We start from the raw sequence: 18,443 nt of genomic DNA, 5'->3' as shown, positions 1-18,443 counted from the left end.
GCGAAGGATCACCTCGGCTTCGTTCTCGAGAGCAGTTGCGCCAGTGGCGAATCGAACAGAATCCAGGGTATCGATGGCACCTACTCCGGGCGTTCCCTGACGTGGGAACCTGGGCACCGATGCTGCCATCGGGGCTTCCGCCGGTCAGTACGACAGCTTTGCTGCTGGGTCCGCTGTTAGCTCGGCGAACCGTTGGGCACTGATATTGCCACCGGAGACGATCACTCCCACGCGTTTCGCGGGGCCGATGAGCCGTTGATGGATCGCGGCCAACCCCACCGCGGCGCTGGGCTCGATGACGATCTTCAAACGCTCGAAGGCGAAGCGCATTGCGTCCCTGATGGCTTCGTCACTGACGGTGACGATCCTGTCGACCAGTCGGCGATTGATCGAGAAGGTCAACTCTCCTGGGATTTCCGCAGCGAGACCATCGGCGATCGAAGTGGTCACCGGGATCCGGACACGTTCGCCCGCAGCCAGTGAGCGCCGGGTGTCGTCACCGGTGACCGGCTCCACACCGACTACGCGAACGCCGGGTTGGAGCTTTGCCACCATCGCGCTGCCTGCGATGAGGCCGCCGCCGCCGACTGGTACGACCAGCACGTCGAGGCGGCCGGCCTCGGCAAACAATTCCATTGCCACGGTGCCCTGGCCCGAGATCACGTGTGGGTTGTCGTACGGTGGTATGAGTGTCATGCCGCGTTCTCGAGCCAAGGCTGTTCCGAGCGCCACACGGTCCTGGGTGTAGCGGTCGTAGGTGACGATCTCGGCTCCATAGCCGCGGGTGGCTTCGATCTTGTAGCGCGGAGTGTCTTCGGGCATGAGGATCGTGGCACTGGTGCCCAGCTGGCGCGCTACCAGAGCGACAGCTTGCGAATGATTGCCCGAAGAGAAGGCTGAGACCCCTCTTGCGAGCTGCTTCTGGCTGAGCCGGGAGATGGCGTTGTAGGCTCCGCGATACTTGAAAGCACCGGTGCGCTGGAAGTTTTCGCACTTGATCAGCACCTCGGCCACCGCACGATCATCGAGCGTGCGCGAGGACAGGACAGGTGTCCAGTGCGCGGCACCGGTGAGCCGGAGCGCCGCATCCCGAATGTCGGCAACCGAGATGGCTGTAGTCATGGTGGTTCCCCTGGGACCTGATCGTTCACTTCTCCTCGAGCACTGGTAGAAAACGCCCCCCGACCGCAGCATTGAGGACCGGGTTTTGCGAGCACCGCGCCATGTAGCCGACGAATTCCGCGTTGAACAGGTAGACATCCAACCCCACCGCGAGCTCGGGATGAGCGGCGAGGAACGGCGGCGCACAGTACTCCTGTGCTACGTAGGCACCGGCTGTCGCCTCGGACAAGGCCACGCGCCACTGTGACTGCGTCACGAACTCTCCGACGATGACACCTTCGCCGCACAATCGGTTGGCCGGTTTGAGAACGAATCTATCCCGATCGGCTTCGAGAGTGGCGAGCAGCGTGTCATCGCTTCGGGTGATGAGTCTGGTCCACGGCACGTGTATGTCGAGGAACTCACGTTCGGAATCGTCGAAGTGGGCGCCGAAGGCGGGATCGGACAGCACGGCCAGAGCCCGCTTGTCGCCGATAATGCATTGCGACAGAAGTGGATTGACGAAGCACGCGGTACCCGAGACCGCCGCGGCGAAATAGCCGCTGAGTTCTGGATCGGTGATCAGGTCGTGCTGGTCCAGGTTCGCGTAGACGAGATCGGCTTGTCGGCCGCGGCCATCGACCACCGCGCCCGCGTGCAGTCGAACGGACCGCGCATCGACGGTCACCGCCTCGACTCCCAATGCGCCCAGATCCTGGACTATTTCCGGAACCTCGGCTTGGTAGCGACCCCGCAAGGTCACGACGAACGCTGACCGAGCCTCGGAACCGAACTGTTCTCGGTGGCAGGCGAGTAAAGCCTGGGCGAACCGGGGATGGTCCTCGACAAGGGGTTGCGGGCGGCTGGGCGGAAGCTCGGGCGCCGCGAACACCTCGCGCCAAATGTGGTGAATACGCGGCACAGCCGCCACCCCAGCTGGACAAACGGCGTTCGATTCGATCACCTTGTATACCCCTGCTCGAGAAACGATGCCATCGAGTCGGCAGATGCGATTGATCGGATCGAGTGGATGGGCGTGGCTCAACCATCTCGCCAGTGGTTCGTACTCGGGAAAGCCGTCCCGGACCGCGGCTTCGGTGGAATAGAGGTGCGCAACTCGCTCCAGTAGCGGGTGCAGTCGCTGCGCCACGTCTCGGACCTGGGATCCGGTAGCCGCGTCGATGATCAACGGCTCGGCGAGACAGGGAAATGCTTCGTCGTCGATCAGGGTGCCTTGCTCGGCGTATCTGCGACGGATCTCCGCGTGCCCGATATCCGGCGTCGACGAGGCTGATGGACGAGAAACTGCTTCATGCAACGGTTTCTCCTGACGAATCGATGGGAAGGTCCGTGCACACCCATAAGTGGCTCTCGCGCACCGCAATCGGGTTGGTGAAGCCACGGGGATGTCGGCCATGATAAGTGGCTCCGAACGACCTTTCGCCGCTGGGAAGTCTGTTTCACTGGTCAGACCTTCACCGACCTGAATCCGTTCGCGGTCGCGAGGCCAGTGCCCGCAGGGACGAGCGAACCGACATCGGTACAGTTGATGGTCTCGTGCACGTACGCTGGCCATCTGCTGTTGTTCTGAATGGTGAATCGAATATCTGTGGTACTGAACGAGACTCGCGTGCAGATCCCCTGTCTGATCGGGCCGAACTCGACCTTTGCACCTTCGAAGTATCCCGTCCAGGCGCAGACCGCGTAGTCGGCGCAAGTTTCATAGGCCTGGGCAACGGGTGGCGCACCGACGGCGCAGCTCGCAGCGAATACTGCGACAACGGTGGCGTAGCGAGACGATGGCATGAAGACCTCCGGAATGAGGTGGGAGAAGCGCGATGATGCAGCTGGGTATCAAATGAGCCGAAAACGATTGCGGCCCAGATGGATACTGCTCGCTGCCGAGTTTCTCCGAATCCCTTGGCTAGCCGTACAACCCCTAGCCAGAGGTGGGAACGATGTCGTTCTGTGCGCTGTTCGTGCGTGGAAGTGCCTAGGTAAGCCTTCTTGACCGGGAGGTCACTCCGGCTTGGTGGCGACGAGCAGGATGTAGCCGATTTGTTTGGTCACCGCGAACAGTCCCAGCAGATCCTCTAGCGCCGAGGTCTGGGCCGCGCCGGCCGCGGCGTTGAGTTCGGGACGACGCTCGGCGAGCCGCTGCTTGCACAGCGCGTAGAAAGGATGCGTCTGTGCGCTGATGTCTTCGACGTGAGTGAGTTCGAAGCCCGCGGCGGTGACCAGGTCGCGGTATCCGCTGTTGGTCTGTAGCGCGAGAAGGCCGAAGACCGGGAGGTCGAAGGTCTCCAAGCCGACGACTTTTTCGGGCTCCCGCATGGTCACATCCGAGATCACGAGTGTTCCGCCTGGCCGCAGGACTCGATGGATCTCGCGAAGTGCGAGTTCTTTGTCGAGGGTGTGGACAACGGACTCTATTGCTATCGCGGAATCGAACGTCGCCTCGGCGAACGGCAACGACAGCACATCTCCTACTTGGAAGCTGACTTGTTCTTGCAGTTCGGCGCGGTCGGCGCGGGCTTGTGCCGTCGTAATCTCGGCACTGCTGATACTGACGCCGGTTACGGCTGTCCTGAGGGCGCGGGCAAGCCGCAGTGCGGGTGCGCCGGTGCCGCAGCCGACATCCAGCAGGTTCATGCCTGGGCCTGCGCCGCTGGCGGTGCCGACGAGGTCGGTCAGCCGGTCCTGGGCGCGCTGGAGATCAGTGTCGGGACCGTCCGGCCAGTATCCCATGTGAATACTTGTGCCCATGAGTAGCTCAACGGCATCGACGTTGTCGTAGAAGGCTGTGACAGCGCGGAGGGTGGACTCTTGGATATCGGACATCGCATACCTTTGGGGGTGTGGGCTGCCAGTGTAGATCGGTGAGCTACCGCAGACGGCGTGAGCAAACCGGCGGCGCTGTTCGGACGGTCTTGCCGGCTTAACCCAGGAGTTGCAACGAGTACTACATATCCTGACAGATAGTCTGTCCTCGGCAGGCGATCGAGCTTTAACTCGGCGTGCCATCGGCCTCGGCTTCGCGTACTCGATGAGTAATCCAGCTCAGGATTCGCGCTCGGCGGCGCTTTCATGAATTCCACAGAGCAGAAAGATGCACGGAGGGGCAGCACAGCGACCTCCGTGCATCTTCGCCCCGTTCTCCGTCTCAGCGGCTACTAGAGGCGCATGGACCATGGAAGTCCACGCCTCCAAGATTCTAGGTGGATCGATTGTGCTGAGCCACAAGCGTTTTCCCAAACATGGGGACCGACTGCTTCGCACGTTGCGGTCGAGTTCAACCGCTATCCGGTTCCGAGTGGGCTCGTCGGTTGAAACTGGACGGGCAACGCTGTCAGCGCACGGTGGAACGGTCCAGGACGCCATGTCGGGACATCGGCTTTGTGGTTCAGCCGGATCTCGGGTATGGCGTCCAGCAGCTGGTCGATGGCGTCCTGGGCGACGAGATAGGCCAGCGATTGTGCCGGGCAGGCATGCTGGCCGACACCCCATGCCAGATGAGAACAATTTCCAGCCATATCGTCGGTTCGAATCGCAGGATCGTTGTTGCACGCCGCCATACTGATGACCACGGGCTGATGGGCCGGCAGCCACACCTCATCAATGAGGATCGGGTGCGGAGGGAAGCTGATCAGAAGATTCGCGAGCGGCGGGTCGTTGAAGAGCACTTCGTCCAGCGCATCGCGAGCGGTCAGGACACCACCGAGTACTCGCCCGCCGAAGCGCTCGTCCGTGACGATCAACAGCAGAGTATTGACGATCAGATTCAACAGGAATTCGATTCCGGTGCCATAAATCTGAGCTACATGGTGGATCGCCTCCTCGGTCGTCAAATCGGCCGGATCCTGCAGTAGATGAGATGTGATATCGTCCTGCGGCTCTGCCTTTTTGAGCGTCACCAGCTCGAGTAGGGCCGCGCTGAGCAGCTTGTTTCCTTCTTCCGCGTCGACGGCTTCGACGATGGCGGCGGTCGCGGTAGCCAGCCGCTGCCCGATCTCGGGTGAGCAGCCGAGCAGAGCGTTGACGACTTGAAAAACAAGTGGAAACACGTACTGCCGGATCAGGTCTGCCGAGCCGTCCTGACAGAAGCTGTTGATCATCGGAACGGCTATCGACTCCACTGTGTCATGGAGTGCGAACAGATCCACCGCATTGATGCTCGAGGCCGTGGCACGTCGATACCGCAGGAAGTCGCTGCCGGTGCTTCTGCTCGCGACCGGTCGCCACTCCAGCATGGGGCGGATCGGACAGCTCGCTGGGATATTTCGTTGCCACACGCGTGGATCCGCTGGAAAATGCGCTGGATCGTTGAGGATCTGGAGTGCGGTGCGGTAGCCGATCACCAGCGTCGCCGGGACCCCTGGCGACAGCTCCACGGGCACCATGCTCCGGAATTCGCGCCGCATCGCGCGGTAGGCATTGTGTGGGTCGGCAGCGAATTCTGGTGTGTACAAACGAACTCGAGGCTCGTCGGAGCGAACCGGCGAGCCGTGGACGAATGACTGAGCGGGTTGCTGAGGTGTACTCAACTGCAAAACTCCAGACTGATCGGGTGCCCCGCAGTTGATCTACCATCAAGCTTGCGACAGATCGCTGCGGTGATTCCCACCGCTGAGAGGCCCACAGCCGAGGTTCCGGTCAGACTCCCAACGCATCGAGCGAGCCGAGGTCATCCAGCGCGGTGGAGATTCGCCGCATGAGCGTCAGACACGTCTCCGGCGCCTGCATCCTGGGCTGATATGCTGCTCGGCCGATGGTGAATGCCCATGCGGCGTAGGCGAACATCGATTGCTGGCGATATGACAGCCAGGCATCATCCAAAGCGAGCGCGGCGCCGCCGGCGCTTTCGAGTTCGGCCATGTACGTTTTCAGCAACCCGCGATCCCACGCTCGGCGATCGTCGGGTTCGCATGCCGAGTTGACCGTGTAGGCGAAGTCATGCGCCCAGCCGCCGCGCATGATCACTTGCCAGTCGGCAAAACCCATCCGTCCATCCGAGGTCGCATAGGTTTGCCCGATGTGCGGGTCGCCGTGCAGAAGCGTCGGTGGCATTTCCTCGGTAGCGAGGTGCAATGCCCGTTCGACGCCGGCCCACAGCCGTTCATGTTGTCCCCGAAGCGCTTCCGGAACGACCAGTTCGGCTCGACGCAGACCCACCTTGCTCCGCGCCTTCATATCGATCGCTGAGCGGATGGCACGCAGCATTTCATTGGGAGTCTTCAGAGTGCCGAGCATTCGATGCTCCCAGAAGGTGCCGTGCAGGCGAGCCAGATTGCGTACCAGATCTTCGACCTCTCCGTACGTGATCTGCGCAGTGGGCTCTGTGAACGCGGCGCCGCGGGTCGCCGCGATGTCCTCCATCAGTGTCACCGATCGCCACGATGCCGAATCCACTGCCGCCCAGTACCCGCGCGGCGCCTCCATCGCCACTTCGGGGCGAAAGTTCATGAAGAACTGGGTCTCCCCATCGATCACCCTGGCGCCGCCGAGCAGCATGCGTTGCCGAAGCGACGTGCTTGTCTTCGCGAATAATTCGACTGGCAGACCCGCCGCATCGCCTGCTTCGTTGTACTCGACCCGGATCGCCAGCCGCGTCGAGGTGCCGTGACTGGCATTCGAAGTGCTGAATGAACGCACGCGCGCCGCGGGGACATCGCGGCACAGGACCGCAGTGAGCCATTCGGGCGTGATGTATCTTCCGGAGACAGGGACATCGCTGATTTTGCGCGCTTTCGGTCGCGTGATCTTCTCGGCCAGTACATGCCCCCCGACCGCCGCGAATCGACCGAGCAACCAGATTTTGTCATTCAAACGTTTGCCTCGATTCTGTTGAGATATGCCGCGCGCCGCTGCGGTGACAATGGCGCACATCCACTCGCCGTCACCCGGTGGCACTTGTCTTCTGCTGTGCAACAACGGTTTAGGAAGCTGGATTGAGGTCGACCACCTGGCGGCGATTCGCTGAGTTGAACCGTCAACTCCCAACCACTAGACAGTATCGGTCACTCGCGCAGGATCGTCAGCCACGGGAACATCGAGCCTCGATGCGAACCCATAAGCTCGACTTGCTCCTGACGTAGCGTCAGGTTCTAGCGTCGGAGGGGTCGACGTAAAGCGCGTCGACGGAAGTGAGATGAAGTGGATGGGTGAGCGGGTATGGAAAGTCGGTGAACTCGCCGACGATGCTGGGTTGACGATTCGGACGCTGCATCATTACGACCGAATCGGCTTGGTGCGCGCAGCGAAGCGGACCGGGACGGGCCATCGGCTGTACACAGAAGCCGATGTACAACGCCTGTATCAGGTTTTGGCCCTCCGCCAATTAGGGTTGGGGCTGGACAAGATCGCCGAACTGCTCGCCGGCACCGTAACAATGGCTCAGGTGCTACTCGCCCATCGTGAGTGCCTCGCTAACCAGTTGGCCGCCACCCATGACCTGCACTCGCTGGTTGCCGCGCTGGTCACCACAGTGGAGCGGCAGGGCCCCGCGACCGCTGATCACTTCCTGGAATTGATCAGGAGAACCGTCATGGTCGATAACACTGTCAAACAATACTTCACCCAGCAGCAGCTGGCTCAGCTCTCGCAACGCCGAGAGCAGCTCGGTGAACAGCACCATCAGCAGGTGCAAGCCGGATGGGCTGAACTGATCCCGCAGGTGGACGCAGCGATCGCAGCGGGGGTGGAGCCGACGTCACCGCAAGGACAGCAGCTGGCCGCGCGGTGGGCACAACTGCTGGAAGAATTCCACGGCGGCGACGCCGGACTACGAGACAGCCTGCTCCAGATGCACGCCGACCACGCTGACCGGATCGAGCGCGAGTCCGCCGGCCCCTCAGCCGCGCACATAGAGTTCGTCAACGCCGCGAACGCCGCGCAGGACTAGGGCCGCGGACTGGTGCCGGGTCAGGGGCTGGATAGCCTGCGGCAAGTCCCCTTTCCGTTCCTGACCCGCCATCTGCTGAGGTGGAACTCTGGGCATTCCCAGATCTGGCAAGGCGGCCTTGGCGGACGCAGCGCTCCTCGGCACGCTTTTCGAGAAGAGCTCGATAAGGGAGCGCTCGCGCCACCACCGAGGCAGTGAATTGAACAAGTTTGCATTGATCTCGCTCAACATCATCGGCGTATGGGGGCTGATTCTTGCCCCTGGTCTTGCGGGGGCCGCAGAGGCAGCGGCACGGGTATACATTGATCCACCCGCGCCACCCGGCTATCGACATGATAATACGTTCGGAGGATCGGTCGATGGCAGATCGGAGTTTTATTGTTCGAGAGATGGTTCGGGTAGGGTGGTCGCCGGCGACATTCATGCATATTACTGCCGCTCATACCTCGACAGCCCTGAGGGAATTCCATTTCAATATACGGAGCTGTGGGTTCTGGGTTAGTGAGCGGATTATTTCATCGAGGGGAACGAAGTGGACGAATCGTGTGATCCTGACCTGGCTGCAGTCGCTGGCTTTTACGACAATATCCTGGCGTTGGAGCTGCTGATGGGCGAAAACCTACACCTGGGCTACTGGCCCGAAGGCTCGGGCGGGTCGTTGAGCGAGGCCCAGCACCGACTGACCGATCTCATCGCCACCAGCATTCGTGCCGATTCGACCAGTCGAGTACTCGATATCGGCTGTGGCACCGGCGCGCCGGCCCGGCGCATCGCGCTCATGACAGGCGCTCACGTCACCGGGGTGACGATCAGTCGGCAGCAGATGGAGACCGCGAGTGAACGCAGTGCCGCGGCCGATCTCGCGGAGCGAACGAAGTTCTTGACCGAGGATGCTATGGATCTGTCGTTTTCCGATGCATCCTTCGACAGGGCCTTCGCCATCGAATCAATCGTGCACATGCCAGAAAAGGAGCATGCAATGCGAGAGATTGTTCGAGTGCTCCGGCCCGGAGGACGGCTGGCGATCGCCGATGTCGTGCTGTTGCCGTCGCAAGACGTGATCGGAGTACAGTCCGCCGACGAGTCCACCTTCCGCCTGCTCGCTCCGGAAACTGCCGAAAGCTACGGTGAACTCGTCCGCGACGCCGGCTTCGAGGTCGAAGAAACGCGTGACCTGACCGACCAGACCCGTCCTAGCTATGAGCACTGCGTGCGGCGAATACAAGAGAACAGGTCCGCACTCGTCGCGGCCATCGGCTCGGATCGGACCACTGCGCTGGACAATCTGATGTCGCTGTTCGCCCGTACCCGCCAGATCGGCTACCTGTTGTTGGTCGCAGTCAAGCGATGAGTAATGTCCGGCCCGGACCTGCAGCCTTCCAGCGTGGCGTCGGCCAGCACGGCTACCACATCCGGCACAGAGTTCCCATCCTGGAATGCCTTCAGCTGTCTCGTCGCGCCGTTTCCTCGGGCGAGTATGGCACCTAGGGTCTCGTCCATGAATTGCTGATCGCCGCTCGCGGTCAGTACCGGTTCCAGATATTCGAGCAGTCGGTCGAGCTGCGCCCGAGCCGGAAGGGTGCGTGAATTCCATGGGTCGAATCCGTCGCCGCCCATGCCGAACCGTGCGGCCCTCCAATATGCCGCGGTGAGTGCGCTGTCGGGCAGGATCGGCGGCACCAGACCCTCGGCGATCGAGGTCAGCGCGGACGCCACCAAGGCTCGTGCCAAGCCTGCGAGCACGGCGGTTTCCGCCACGGAGAGTGGCACATCGCTGACACGGATTTCGACGGTCGGGTGGGCCAGGGATGGGCGAACGTCCCAATACACCATGCGAGAGTCCAGGATAGTGCCGCTGGCGAGCAGCAAGTCGACTCTGGCGTCGTACTCGGCGGTTGTACCGAAGTGCGGCGGTGGTCCGGATACCGGCCACCGGCGCCAGGTGATGTTCCGCCAGCTGGCGTAGCCGGTGATCGTCGCACGATAGATCGCCGAATTTGCGGTAAGGGCCAGCAGGACCGGCAGCCAGGGACGAATGTAGTTTCCGACCTGTATCGCGGCACCCCTGTCTGGCACGGCGACGTGCACGTGGCACCCACACACTGCAGTTTCCCGGGAGATCAGACCGAACTCATCGGCGATTCGTCTGTAACGCGGGTTGTCGACCGCTTCCGCTCCGCATTCGACCTCCGTAAGTGGCATACCGGCGGCGACTAGTCGACCACCACTAGCCTCCGTATGCGCTGCTGTCGTTCTGCGTAGTGTTTTTAGTTCATCGAGCAATGACTCGAGTTCGGTGTGGACATGAGTGGCCGTCTCAACTTGAAAGAGCGTGAGTTCTTCCTGCAGATTCGAACCGGTGCCTCGACCCAGTCGCACCACAGCAGGTCCCAGTGGCACCGGCTCCCCGGTGACGGGATCAACGATCAGGAACTCTTCTTCCACGCCGAAAGTAGGCAAGTATGAACACATTGAGAGAGTGTATTTTCGCACGTGCGGCACGAATTTCCATCGCTGGGAATATAGAACCTACTCTGCGGCACAGCCCATCTGCCTGCTCTGAGGGGATCGGCGGGGCTATTTTGCCATCAGTGGAAACAGAAGGCTGCGGGGGTCTCTCTCTGTGCCGGTAGCCTGTTGTGTTGTTCTGACTGCACTTCGACGAGTAACTGCCTGTCGCACTGAAGGAGAAAATGTGAAGCCGAAGTTCGCTGACCTGGCTATTGTATGCACTATCGCGGCATGGTTCATGCTGGGGTCGTCCGCTGATGCCTACGCTTCGTATGATTACACCTGCCTCGAGGCCAGAAGCTGCCAGAAAGGGGGCATCGATGTCGAAGGGGTCTGGTATATCAACATCGAAGCGAGCGGAGGGGCCGGCAACGCTCCTGGGGTTATGTGGGCGGCGTACGACTCGAAGAACGCCGTCGTATGCAGTATCGACCTGGCGAAACTAGAAGAACTCGGCACGATGGACTCGCACGGTAGCTGGAGAGTATCGGCACCCTGCGACTTCAACGGAGTGGGACCCTATGTCGTAGGCGCTGGGTTCGCGTCCGATGACTATCGAGCTGATTGGCATGTTTCGATCGCTCCAAATGCGCCGAGTGCGCCGGACTCAGGTTCTGCTGACGGTTGAAAGCTTGGTTGCAGTCGGCATGGGACGAGTTGTCCTGCGGATACCAGAACGCCGCACCGAGTGGATACGAGTGTCGCCGGGCGCTTACGCCCACATGAATGGTGTTGTCATAGCACGGAATTCGAGCCGGAAGCATCTGGGCCGTGCACCATGCCGACCGGCGGCCGCGACGCGCTGTCGAGCCTAGTGCGTTGTCGGATCACCGCCGAGGCGAAAATATGCGGGATGGGGGGTGCATGCTCCGAGAGAGGCCGTTTCATATGCAAGGCCAGGGCACTCCGCTGGAGGTGTCTCCCGTCCAGGTCGGCTGGCTCCGATTTTCTGCTGAGATCAGAGCGAAGCAGTCGCCGCGAGCGCGTTACTGGCGGTCAGGATGAATCCAGCAGCCATAATGGCGGCAACTGTCTCGCGGTATCGGGCGGAAGCCTCAAGGGTGGCGACATCCTCCGCGCTCTCCCACAGTGTGACAACGGTACAATCGGCGCCATCGCGCAGGAACGCACAGCCCAGAAAGCCGGTGTGTGATCGGAACATAGGCAGCGACCTCGCGTATGCGAAGTTTTCGTACTCGTCCGCCCGGTCGGGGTCTATTTTCGCGCTCCAAATACGAACTATCACGCTGTCAGTATTGCAGTTTTGCTGCCTCGGAATCACCGTTTCGCCGTTGTTCGTTCGCTCGAAGCGGCATGGCACGACCGACCACTGCTTTCCCGCACCGTGCGCTCGAGCCGTTCCATGTGCCATCGTCCACGAGTGTGAGTGTGATGAGGAGAGGTTCAGTCGGCGGCACGCTCGTCGATACGTAGAGTGTTGCCGAAGGGGTCGAGCAGGCACAGGCAGGCGCCTCGGTTATCGCCTGGGCTGGGGCCGATACCTGGATTGAGGAAGTCGTAGCTCTTGGTCTGTAATTCGGCGTGGAGCTCCCGAACCCCCACCGCGGGTATATAGACGACCTGCCCGGGCGTACCGTCGCCGTGATGCTCGGAAAGATGTAGCACCAGCGGTCCACGGGAGATCTGTGTGTAGGTGGGGCCATGCCCGTCGTATCGGTGCTCCCAGTCGATCGTGAAGCCGAGGTAGTTCAGGTAGAACTCGCGTGCTTTCTCGCGATCGAAGATGCGTAAGACCGGAATAGCGGCTTTGGCGGTGAAGTTCATACCTAGCATCTTCCCTGATGGATCGAGATTATGTGCCTTGATCAGCTTCGTGGCCGCGGATCCGGCCCTGTGCGGTCGAGGGTAGGCGAACTATCCACGACTGTACTGGTCACAGCGTACGATGCATTTCGAGAACGGTAATACCGGACGGCAAAGATTTCGATACTCCTGTTTTGGTGAACCCTGCGCGCAGGTACAGCGAAATCGCGCCGACGTCCTGTTCCGCCACGCACAGGCGTGCTCGGTCCAGATCCCAATGAACAATCTGTGTAAGGGCTGCGTTGAGCAGCTCTCTGCCTATGCTGCACCCTCTAATGTAGGGGGAGACCCACAGTGATCCTAAGTATCCTGTTGCCGAAGAGAGTTTATCGGTGGCAACATAGATCATTCCCTCGTGACGGGAATCCACACTCACGACCAGAACTTGCTTGAACTCGTTCCGTGCCGGACTCGCGTGTCGTACCCAACGTGCGGCGTCCCAGGTGACTACGTCGGCGAGGCGTTCCTCGAATACATCCGGTGATTCCTGCAACGCGCGCAACTTCACCTCTCGCAGGATCTGCCACTCGCCTGCGGCGATCTTGTGAATCTCAGCTCGGGGGCCAACTGAGAAATCACCACTGAACACGAGGACCTCATTCCTGCACGGGGAGCACCTCAGCCGGCGAAGGACAGGGGTCGCGGCGAGGTCAATCCGGAACCCTCGGGCGCGTGCGCGGGGTCCGAACCGAGTTCGACAAAGTGTATGTGGACAAGCACTTTCCGCCGGAGGCGAAGCAGCGCGCGAAGGAAATGCTCGACGACGTGATCGCCGCGTACCGGGACAATTTCACCAACTCCTCGTGGATGTCGCCGGAGACCAGGAAGGCGTCGCTGGCGAAGCTGGACAAGATCGATCCCAAGATCGGTTATCCGGACAAGTGGGTGGATTACTCGCAGCTGAAGATCACCAAGGGCAAGCTGATCGAATCACTGCTCGCCATCAACACTTTCGAGAGCAAGCGCGCGTTCGCCCGGCTCGGCGGGCCGGTCGACAAGACCGAGTGGGGCATGTCGCCGCAGACGGTGAACGCCTACTACCAGGCGACCTCGAACCAGATCGTGTTCCCCGCCGCTTATCTGCAGCCGCCGTTCTTCGACAAGGACGCGCAGTCGGCGGTCAATTTCGGTGCGGTGGGCGCGACGATCGGTCACGAGATCGGTCACGGATTCGACGATCAGGGCTCGAAATACGACGGCGACGGCAACCGGCGCGACTGGTGGACGCCGGAGGACCGGGCGAAGTTCGACGCCAAGAGTAAACAGCTCATCGATCAGTACAACGCCCTGGTGCCCGAGGGCCTGGACCCGAGCCAGCACATCAACGGGGAGCTCACCGTCGGTGAGAACCTCGCCGACCTGCGCGGACTGCAGATCGCAGTCGCCGCGTACCGTGCCGCCGCCCAGCGCGAAGGAAAGGAACCCGATATCAAGACGGTGTTCATGTCCTGGGCAAGGATGTGGAGAGAACGAACAACGAGCGAGTATAAAGAAATGCTGCTTGCCAAAGACCCGCATTCTCCAAAGGAGTTCCGCGCCAATCAAGTGGTCCGCAACATAGCCGAGTACTACACCGCATTCGGCGTCATCGAGACCGACAGGATGTTCCTGGCTCTCGATCAACGTGCCGCTTTCTGAAATGCGGCGACGGCTCGAAGGGGCGAATCTGCTGGGTCGTCTGAAGGTATCAGGAATAAAACAATCAGGCGGCTGCCCGGCAGAGCAGCCGCCTGAAAGAGATCGAGGCTTCTCGAAGATACTCGTGTTCGGTGAGCGGGCCTGGAAGGCAATGTCTTAGTTCATTCGCCCTGCGAGCACTGAAGCAGGCCTTTTAGACAGTAGGGCAAGCGAACCCGTCAATGATACCGTCCTCACCGTCAAGTTTGGGACTGTACCCTGGCTCACCAGTGAAGATCGGGGCATGTCCGGCGACCCGTGCCTGGTCGCAGTCGGCATAGGCACCGCCTACGGAGCCGGTCTGGGAGAGCCCAGCCGACCCTGTCGCAGCGGATCCGGCGTCGATGACAGAAGACCCGGTGCCAGCTGATCCACTCGGAACGGGTCCAGCGTGGCTTACCTGCGACGCCAACATGAACAGCCCAGCGACGCTGACACTGGTGACAAACATTTGGAGCTTCATGAATTCCTTAGCAATCATCCGGATGTAGGGCAAGAACCAAGTAAAAATCCACTGACATATGCGAAGATGCGCGGAGGTGCAGCTCAGCGACCTCCGCGCATCTTCTCCTCTTTTCCATCGCAGCGGATTTAGAGGCTGTGCGTAACCGGCCTGCGGTCCACACGGTCGTTACTATACTGACTTGCGCATCATCACCTTCGAACTCCTTCTCAGCCATGGGAAAGGAGGGCCGGGTGATGTTGCTGGCTGGATCCTGACGTTGCCACGCTGTGCCTAGAATGCGTGCCGTTTGTTTTCGTCTGAGAATGTGTAGTCTTCTCGGAGAGTTGCGTAAGATACAGTGCACGCGTAAAGCGTGCTTCGCGACACCATTCTCCCAGCCCACGCAGGGATAGTCCGAGTGGTTGCGGAGTGATCGAATTTCTCACGAAGTTGGCCCCGCACACGCGGGGATACGGTCTCCTGAGCCGCTAGATCACCACGAGATGCCGCTTGGGATACCCCGCCGTTTCGGCAAAGCCACAACGCCACACCGTGGCCGGCCACTTGCACCTGCTCGTCGCCGGCGACAGCCACGTGCTGTCCAGACGGCCTCGTGGGTTAGCTTCAGATCCGACGAGACGAACGGACTATGTATTTGGTGCTGTCTTGTGGCAGGAAGTCTTTCGAGCCGCGCACCCCGCGGAGGATGTATTGATCGGCCAGCAGGCGACTTTCGTGGTGTGCGGTACAGGTGATGCGGTCGTATACAGATGCAGACCTGGGAAGCGTTAGGTCGCCGAATGGACGCTCCTGCACGCGCTGAGGGAGGGGCAGACCTGGTGAGCACGATGGCGGTCGATAAACTACCCAGTGCTACACCCCGCACACTGCGGTCTCCACGCGGCATCGGGCTCTTGCGTGGTGCCCATAGCCCGGCGCGGAAACGAACACAGCCCAGGGCGGACTAAACCCCGGACACGCGGACATCAAGCTGAGACAGCCAGATGGTCGACCCGGACAGCGGCTCCCTCGGTCTCGGCCGCCTGATCACCCCCTAGTCGTATCGGTGTCTCTGTAGAGCTGACTGTCGATAACTTTCAGCGCTTCCACGAAGCGCGCATCCCGGAACTCGCGGATCGGAACGGCCGCCACCGCCTCATCGTGTACTTGCCGGCCAATACTTCTTCGATTGGAAGTACTGCGTGGCCTCCGGTAAGGCGTTGTAATCCAATAGATTTCCGACCTTCTTCGCCAACGTTTGGCGCACTTCATCAGGGGTGGCGAAGAAGAACTCGCGCCTGAGGTTCGCATGGTTGAGACGGCGTGCACCGAACTCCCTGTGCAACTCGTTCTCCAGGGAAACGGCATCGTCGGAGAAGTACACGGCGTGTACGTCGAAGGGGAACGGCACCGAGGCGCCGCCGAGTTCACGAACTCTGTCTAGCGGTTCGAGTCGGCGCGTCAGCCCGATCTTGACAACGTTGGGGCCGAATGCTCCGATGTTGGAAATCACGTAGACGTAGCCGGCACGTATGTTCGCGGCTCGGAAGTCGTTGTGCGCGATCGCCTCGGCGATTCGGCTCAGCTGAGCCGCGATATCCCGCGTGTCTTGCCCTGAGGCTGTGAGCCGCTCGAAGACCGCCTGATAGTGCGACTTCTCCTTGTCGAGCCGTTCCCGTTCTGCGGCGAGCTCTTGTTCGACCTTGCGCTGCTCGCGCAGGCGTTCTCGTTCCTCGCGCGCGGCCTCTCGCTCATCCTGCAGCTTCATCATGTAGTCGGCGGTGAGTTCGAGCTCTCGGATTCGAAGGGCGTGGTATTCCGGCGCCATGCGCATTTGCATTGCTGCACCGAACTTCTCGATGTCTTTGGCAGCCTTATCCAGTCGCCGCCTGGCGGTGTCGAGGTTTCCGGCCCGGATGGTCCGGACGCAGTTTTCCGCTTCGGAGTTGTACGCCCGCAACATGAGCTTGGACAGATCAGCGGTCAGGCGTCGACCTTCGGCAAGGGAGTTGTTGAAGCTGAACTTCTTCGCGATAACGATGGCCTCGCTCATCCTGACCGCATCACGCACAGCACCTCGGAGCTCAGCCAGCGCTTGCTTGTAGCGATCAGCGTTCTCCAAAGGATGGTGATACTCATAGATTCCGACCTCCTGGAGTACTAGTGCGTCATCAACGGATATGACCCGAGGATCGGTCAACGCCTGAGGCACGGCCGAAGTCTCGAATGTCCGGAGCTGCTCACTTAGCTCGCGGACCTTGTCCTGTAGATCGGCGGACTCTCGCTCTTTCACGACAAGCATCTTCCGCAACCCAACGATGACGGATTGTGGGTCGGTCATCCACGGACTCCCTGGTTCGCCAGCGGCACCAACCCGTAGGGGTTCTTCGATATGGCAGAGGCCAAGTGCGCCAGCGTTTCTGCTGGCTCGACACGGGCAAGGTGGATGGCGAGAAATTGCGCTCGGTCGGTCGCCAGGCGTATGAGGTCGATGCGGGTGTCATGTCCGGTTGCGCTGTCGACGCTGTCGACCGCAACCGTCAGCGCGACGCTATCGATGATCTCTTCTCTATCGGCCTCGAACACCTCGTGCGCCGTCCGCAGGGCTGTCTGGGCGAGAGCGGATGCGTAGCGGCGTTTCGCTTCGGCAGCCGGAAGGTTTGTCGCGGTGATCTCGTCACTGGTCTTGTTGTAGCGGAACGCTTTCGTAATGGGTACCGAGTCGGGATGAGGAGCCAGGACGGTGATGTGGAGCTCTCGATCGTCGGAGTTGAAGGTGTGCTCGTACGCCACTTGGAAGACTTCCGGGTAGATCGAGTTGGCCAACACGATGCCGACGTATTCGTCCATGGCGTCAGCATGACGTGATCGTAGACCTGCGATGAGCTTGTCCAGATTCGCGTTCGAGTCCGCAGTTCTTCGGTGCAGCTCAGAATTCGCTCGCTGGTGCCGTTCCTGAGCTTCTCTCAACGCTGCCGTGCGTTGCTGTTCACGCTGACGCCAGCCGGCGCGAAGTTCAGCATTCAGCGCCAGCACATGAAGCAGACTTTGCTCCCACGCGCTCACCGATCCGAAGTACTCCTGTCGAGCCGCCTCCACTCGAGCCGCATGCTTGCGATTCCCACCCAGGGCTCCACTGAGACCTGTCGGCGGTGTGGGCGGCACGAAGACCGGACGTAAACCAAATCCGTGGTACTGCGGCGGCAGGGAGGATGCGAGCAGATCGGGGCGATCGAAGGGAAGGTCTTCGGCGCGTTTGCGGAGCGACTCCAGATCGACCCAGTCGTCGACATCCAGCGTCGCTTCGAGGAGGCCGTCGATATCGTCATACGCCATGGCCAGCTGAGCATTCATCTCAGTGACTTCCGCTTCGCGGGCAGCAATGTGAGCGGCCTTGGCCGCCTTCTCCGCGGCGGCACGTTCCGCGGATGTTGCGCGCATTGCGGCTGCCGCAAATCTCTGCTGCTCCCTAGCGAACCGCTGGGCCTCGCGGACAGCCGTATTGTGTGCGCGCACGGCAGCGCGCTGACGCTGCTCCTCCCGTTGCTGCGCGAGTCGCTGCTGATGCTGTAGTTCGGCGAAAAATCCTCTACGCCGGGACATCTCAGTTGGATCCCTCTCGTACGACTCGGAGGTAGCCGGCGGTTCGCACATGGAATGGGCCAGCGCAATCGAGTGTCTCAACGCAGGCAGGCTCTGTCTGTCCGTCGAACAGTCGACAGGTCACGGCCGTCACCGCCAACGTGATTACGGAGACGTTCCGCCGGAGCAGATAGGCCGTGAGTGCCGCTCTGTTTCCGGAGGTCGATTTGCCCGCTCAGCGCGCCGCACCTCCGGGCCGAGGGGATCGAACATCATTGCATGGCAACAGCTTCCGCTGTTCCGCGTTGACTACCGAGACCAACCCGCTCGGGGTCCTATCGCGATTCTGTAAGCACCGAGGAGTAGCGGCGATGACTGAATGGGGACGAGCCCAGCAGCTCG

General features: G+C 61.0%; 16 protein-coding genes. 4 read left to right on the top strand and 12 right to left on the bottom strand.

Annotated features, from left to right (window positions below):
• Positions 1 to 144: 144 nt before the first annotated feature.
• The 5 genes from O3I_RS23755 to O3I_RS23735 form a co-directional block, all read right to left on the bottom strand.
• On the bottom strand, positions 145 to 1,122 hold the full coding sequence (locus O3I_RS23755; RefSeq protein ID WP_014985534.1) for a pyridoxal-phosphate dependent enzyme: 978 nt from the start codon (positions 1,120 to 1,122) through the stop codon (positions 145 to 147).
• Positions 1,123 to 1,147: 25 nt separating this feature from the next.
• Positions 1,148 to 2,518 (bottom strand): hypothetical protein, encoded by a 1,371-nt coding sequence (locus O3I_RS23750; RefSeq protein ID WP_141692174.1) that lies wholly within the window; start codon positions 2,516 to 2,518, stop codon positions 1,148 to 1,150.
• A 602-nt stretch (positions 2,519 to 3,120) separates the two neighbouring features.
• Positions 3,121 to 3,942 carry an SAM-dependent methyltransferase gene (locus O3I_RS23745; protein ID WP_014985532.1) on the bottom strand — a complete coding sequence of 274 codons (822 nt, stop codon included), beginning with the start codon at positions 3,940 to 3,942 and terminating at the stop codon, positions 3,121 to 3,123.
• Positions 3,943 to 4,400: 458 nt separating this feature from the next.
• Complete coding sequence (locus tag O3I_RS23740; RefSeq protein ID WP_041564242.1) at positions 4,401 to 5,645, bottom strand: cytochrome P450; 1,245 nt, start codon at positions 5,643 to 5,645, stop codon at positions 4,401 to 4,403.
• A 109-nt stretch (positions 5,646 to 5,754) separates the two neighbouring features.
• A complete protein-coding gene (locus tag O3I_RS23735; protein ID WP_237748118.1) occupies positions 5,755 to 6,987 on the bottom strand; it encodes an aminoglycoside phosphotransferase family protein in 1,233 nt (410 codons plus the stop codon).
• A gap of 262 nt (positions 6,988 to 7,249) precedes the next feature.
• Between O3I_RS23735 and O3I_RS23730 the strand changes: the two genes are divergently transcribed.
• Together O3I_RS23730 and O3I_RS23725 are read left to right on the top strand one after the other, a co-directional pair.
• The gene (locus O3I_RS23730) at positions 7,250 to 8,002 is read left to right on the top strand and encodes a MerR family transcriptional regulator (protein WP_014985529.1); all 753 of its coding nucleotides are present in this window, start codon (positions 7,250 to 7,252) and stop codon (positions 8,000 to 8,002) included.
• Between the two features lie 532 nt (positions 8,003 to 8,534).
• Positions 8,535 to 9,353, top strand: a complete 819-nt coding sequence (locus O3I_RS23725; protein ID WP_014985528.1) for an SAM-dependent methyltransferase — start codon at positions 8,535 to 8,537, stop codon at positions 9,351 to 9,353.
• Here O3I_RS23725 and O3I_RS23720 read toward each other — a convergent pair.
• Entirely contained in the window at positions 9,323 to 10,474 is a 1,152-nt protein-coding gene (locus O3I_RS23720) for a carboxylate-amine ligase (protein WP_051066737.1), read from the bottom strand. The genes O3I_RS23725 and O3I_RS23720 overlap by 31 nt on opposite strands.
• A 223-nt stretch (positions 10,475 to 10,697) precedes the next feature.
• Between O3I_RS23720 and O3I_RS44920 the strand changes: the two genes are divergently transcribed.
• Complete coding sequence (locus tag O3I_RS44920) at positions 10,698 to 11,141, top strand: hypothetical protein (protein WP_141692175.1); 444 nt, start codon at positions 10,698 to 10,700, stop codon at positions 11,139 to 11,141.
• A gap of 330 nt (positions 11,142 to 11,471) precedes the next feature.
• On the opposite strand, the gene O3I_RS23715 is transcribed toward O3I_RS44920, so the two are convergent.
• The 3 genes from O3I_RS23715 to O3I_RS43980 form a co-directional block, all read right to left on the bottom strand.
• Positions 11,472 to 11,885, bottom strand: coding sequence for a hypothetical protein (locus O3I_RS23715; protein WP_202804867.1), 414 nt, complete (start codon positions 11,883 to 11,885; stop codon positions 11,472 to 11,474).
• A 32-nt stretch (positions 11,886 to 11,917) separates the two neighbouring features.
• Complete coding sequence (locus tag O3I_RS23710) at positions 11,918 to 12,298, bottom strand: glyoxalase superfamily protein (RefSeq protein WP_014985525.1); 381 nt, start codon at positions 12,296 to 12,298, stop codon at positions 11,918 to 11,920.
• Positions 12,299 to 12,407: 109 nt separating this feature from the next.
• Positions 12,408 to 12,926 carry a GNAT family N-acetyltransferase gene (locus tag O3I_RS43980; RefSeq protein ID WP_014985524.1) on the bottom strand — a complete coding sequence of 173 codons (519 nt, stop codon included), beginning with the start codon at positions 12,924 to 12,926 and terminating at the stop codon, positions 12,408 to 12,410.
• An 83-nt stretch (positions 12,927 to 13,009) separates the two neighbouring features.
• Here O3I_RS43980 and O3I_RS23705 point away from each other — a divergent pair, with 83 nt between their 5' ends.
• On the top strand, positions 13,010 to 13,975 hold the full coding sequence (locus O3I_RS23705; protein WP_014985523.1) for a M13-type metalloendopeptidase: 966 nt from the start codon (positions 13,010 to 13,012) through the stop codon (positions 13,973 to 13,975).
• A gap of 193 nt (positions 13,976 to 14,168) precedes the next feature.
• On the opposite strand, the gene O3I_RS43975 is transcribed toward O3I_RS23705, so the two are convergent.
• The 3 genes from O3I_RS43975 to O3I_RS44910 all read right to left on the bottom strand — a co-directional run bounded on the left by O3I_RS43975 (position 14,169) and on the right by O3I_RS44910 (position 18,062).
• Positions 14,169 to 14,429, bottom strand: coding sequence for an excalibur calcium-binding domain-containing protein (locus tag O3I_RS43975; protein WP_237748393.1), 261 nt, complete (start codon positions 14,427 to 14,429; stop codon positions 14,169 to 14,171).
• Positions 14,430 to 15,615: 1,186 nt separating this feature from the next.
• A complete protein-coding gene (locus O3I_RS23700; protein ID WP_014985521.1) occupies positions 15,616 to 16,800 on the bottom strand; it encodes a DUF4041 domain-containing protein in 1,185 nt (394 codons plus the stop codon).
• Positions 16,797 to 18,062 (bottom strand): hypothetical protein, encoded by a 1,266-nt coding sequence (locus O3I_RS44910; protein WP_141692253.1) that lies wholly within the window; start codon positions 18,060 to 18,062, stop codon positions 16,797 to 16,799. Before O3I_RS44910 ends, O3I_RS23700 begins: the two co-directional genes overlap by 4 nt.
• Positions 18,063 to 18,443: the final 381 nt, after the last annotated feature.

This window comes from Nocardia brasiliensis ATCC 700358, assembly GCF_000250675.2.
Taxonomy (GTDB): Bacteria; Actinomycetota; Actinomycetes; order Mycobacteriales; family Mycobacteriaceae; genus Nocardia; species Nocardia brasiliensis_B.
The sequence above is the reverse complement of the archived record's forward strand: the minus strand, read 5'-3'. Positions and strand labels throughout refer to the sequence as shown.